Annotated in this window: 3 protein-coding genes; 1 reads left to right on the top strand and 2 read right to left on the bottom strand. The window is 37.1% G+C overall.

All coding sequences use genetic code 11. The features are described 5' to 3' along the window. Positions 1-882, top strand: an 882-nt coding sequence (locus WBN20_RS15825; RefSeq protein ID WP_424282378.1) for a c-type cytochrome, incomplete at its 5' end; no start/stop codon positions are given. A gap of 91 nt (positions 883-973) precedes the next feature. Here the strand turns inward: WBN20_RS15825 and WBN20_RS15820 are convergent. Continuing rightward, on the bottom strand, positions 974-2608 hold the full coding sequence (locus WBN20_RS15820) for a M1 family metallopeptidase (RefSeq protein ID WP_424282377.1): 1635 nt from the start codon (positions 2606-2608) through the stop codon (positions 974-976). Between the two features lie 165 nt (positions 2609-2773). Beyond that, on the bottom strand, positions 2774-3552 hold a 779-nt coding region (locus WBN20_RS15815; RefSeq protein ID WP_424282376.1), incomplete at its 5' end, for a DUF2268 domain-containing putative Zn-dependent protease.

The following is a 3552-nucleotide window of genomic DNA, read 5'->3' as shown; positions in this document are numbered from 1 at the left end:
TCAGTAGATTACATGGAAGGGATGGATGAGGTAAACCTTTCAATGGGTCATGAGGAAGTTTCAGCTGCGGTCACTGGTAAAGCCCTAACTTTATCAATGGATTGTAAGACCTGTCATAAAGTGAATGAGACTTCTATTGGGCCAACGTATAAACAAATTGCAGAAAAATACATAGATGACAACAATATGGTTAGTTATTTGATGGGTAAAATTAAATCTGGTGGTAATGGTGTCTGGGGCGAAGTGACCATGCCGGCACATCCAAACATTACTAATGCAGAATCCGGGCAAATTGTTGCGTATATTAAATCGTTGATGGAAGAAAGTACTGTGAAAAAATCACTTCCTGCTAAAGGTACAATCGTACCTGAACCAACCCCGGGGGCTAACGTATTTGTGCTTACAGCCAGTTATACTGATGCCGGAAAAGGAGAAGCCAAACCACTAACTGGTTTAGAAAGGGTTTATTTAATGGGTAGTACTGTTCCTTTTTCAGGTAAAACCAAAACAGAAGGATTTACGCCTGTATCGTATGGTGGAATGGATTTACTTGTGATTCCCTCAAAACAAGCTTGGTTTGCACTTGAAAACATCGACTTAAAGGGGGTAAAGACCGTTTATATAGCCATTGGTGGACAAGAGCTACCTAAGTCCGGTCTGGATTTTGAAATGCGTTTAAATGCCCCGGATGGTAAATTATTGGGAAAGGGAAGTATGCCTAAACCCGATTCAGGACAATCGAGCGGTATGGTAGCAATTCGGCTCAGTTCAGAATTTGATGTTAAAGCTGAAGAGGCCTATTTTGTTTATATACCTAAAGACGAGGAGGAGAAAAGATCTGGTATTGCCGTTGCATTAAACGTTAGATTTACCGCCAATTAATTAGTTCTGAGAACATCAATCAAGTCGGAGTTAAGTACTATTAACAGCGTATTCTTAACTCCGATTTATTTTAAACTGGATCTCAATGGATTTAGTCAGATAGGTTTTTTACCAGAATATAAAAGTTCTCATCTACCAGAACTTCATTTGAGCCCTTATTATTCAAATTTTCTGTTTGCCATTCAGCCTTGGGAAAAAGCCATTGCTCATGATCATTGACCTTAATACGAACTGGCATGTCAAAATCCCTGACAATATTTGTATACCTGTATTTTATGGCGTTGTTCTGCAGACTAAATTCCAAAACAGGTATTTGCGTTGTACGTAGATATTGATTGAAAAATGCAGTGAGATCTATTTTTGTTTGTTCAGATAGATAGTTTTCTATTTGGTTGGTGGTAACTGTCTGATGATAAAATTCTTTATTTAATCCACGCAGAATTTGCCGCCATTTTTCATCATCTTCCAGGAGTTGTCTAAGTGTATGCAGCATATTTGCGCCTTTATAATACATGTCCCCGGATCCCTTATAATTAACGCCATATATACCAATAATAGGGCGGTCGTTTCTAATTCTGCTTCGGGTCCCAATAACATATTCTGCAGAAGCTTCAGGGCCAAAATAATAATCCAAATAAAGGTTTTCGGAATAGGCTGTAAAACTTTCATGAATCCACATATCCGCAATATCTTTATAGGTAATATTATTGGCGAACCATTCATGACCAGATTCATGAATAATTATAAAATCGAATTTTAGTCCCCAACCACTCCCCGAAAGGTCCGTACCCAGATATCCATTTTGGTATTTATTGCCATAAGTTACTGAACTCTGATGTTCCATTCCTAAATAAGGTACTTCAACTAATTTAAATCCATCTTCATAAAAAGGGTAGGGGCCAAACCAATGTTCAAAGGCTTCCATCATCAAACCAGCTTGCTTGAATTGTTTTTCGGCCAAATCGAGATTATCTCTTAAGACGTAATAGTCCATGCTCAAGGGTCCATTTTCTCCTTCAAAGATTTCTCCGAAATAAACATAATCTCCTATGTTTACGTTTACACCGTAATTATTGATAGGATTAGCCACAAACCAATGGTAAGTTTTAGAATTCGGGCCTTCTTCAATTTCTCTTAAACGACCATTGGAAACATCCATAAGATTTTTTGGCACAGTGACGTTTATAGCCATACTATCCACTTCATCATACATATGGTCCTTGTTGGGCCACCAGACACTGGCTCCAAGACCCTGACAGGAAGTTGCAACAAATGGATTGCCATTTTGATCTGTACTCCAGGAGAACCCTCCATCCCATGGAGCATTATCAGCTTCTTTAGGACGCCCCAAATAGTTTACGATTAGTTCATTGTATTCGCCAATTTTTTGTGGCTTTAAAAGAGTAACCCAATGTGCATTTCCTATGGAATTAAAAACGAGATCATAACCGTCCTGAGTAATTTTAGTTATAGTCAGCGGGGATTGCAAGTCTATTTGAATAACCTGATTTTCACTTAATACTTTGTATCTGATGGTATTGCGTCCCGAAATATACCTTTCCTCCGGATTAACCTCAATGTCCAGGTTGTAATAACTTAAATCCCACCACGCTCTTTCATCAGTAATGCTTCCTCTAAGTGTGTCTTGTGCTGTAAAAATTGGTGCCTGGCAGTAAACAGGTAAAACTATGAGCAGTATGCAGATCTGAAGTAAAAATCTAATCATTTTAATAAATTTATTAACAATACCTTTTTAAATAGTTACTCTATTAAGACACCTTTAGTTGAAACGGTTTTTAAATTTACTTTCTTCTTTCAACTTTTTTTCGGGTACTGATTAAAAGGAGCACGGCACTTTGAGTATTTTTTTATTAAGATAAGAACTAATAAATTAAAGGTCCCTTTCCAGGAGAAAAGCATAATCACTTTCCTTAAGAATAGATAAAAAGTCATTTGTATTTAAAAGTTCAAATACGGCCTTCTCTTTATCTGCAGCAAGTTGGTAATATGATTTAGAAATCAGGTATCCCACCGTATATCCCAGATCATGAGGCCTGTCGTTAATTGCACCTCCATTATACAACCATTTGGAATTGTCATCAGAAAATAAATCATTTTTAAGCTCATTCATTATTCTCTGCTCATTTTCTTTATCACCAAGATATATAAGATTGGAATTCTTTAATTCTACCCCCGAACATAATTCCACCAGAAAATCACATACACCTTCACTAATAACCTGGGCAAGCACTGTTTCACTATTTTCAGTATCCTGATAATTTTGTTGAAAGTGCATTAATTCATGTATTGTAAGTCCGGGAAGGTCTGAAATCTTCATGATAGCTTCCTTTTGCCAATTGGTTAAGCCAGTCGTGGGCATTGCGTCAGATTTGCCGTACATATCACCTCCTACAAACATACCCATTTCGGTGGCTGTTCCACCAGAGTTTAAAATACCCGGAACCACATATACTTTTGGAAAAACGGCTTTTGGATAAATATTTTTAAAACTTCGCATCCATCCGGCAGTTTTCGATTTTAATGTGTTTATGCTATCCGCATTAAACTGATTTTTTAAGTATTGGAAGTAATCGGGTGAGGCATTAATCATTTGCCCATACATATTGTTCAAATTTATGTATCTAACTACATAAAAATCACGTAACTCTC

The sequence above is a fragment of the Eudoraea sp. genome (assembly GCF_049665975.1).
Classification (GTDB): Bacteria; Bacteroidota; Bacteroidia; order Flavobacteriales; family Flavobacteriaceae; genus Eudoraea.
The sequence above is the reverse complement of the archived record's forward strand: the minus strand, read 5'-3'. Positions and strand labels throughout refer to the sequence as shown.

Coding starts and splice junctions, on each gene's coding strand:
- WBN20_RS15820 (WP_424282377.1), bottom strand. CDS start 2,608: ATGATTAGATTTTTACTTCAGATCTGCATACTGCTCATAGTTTTACCT.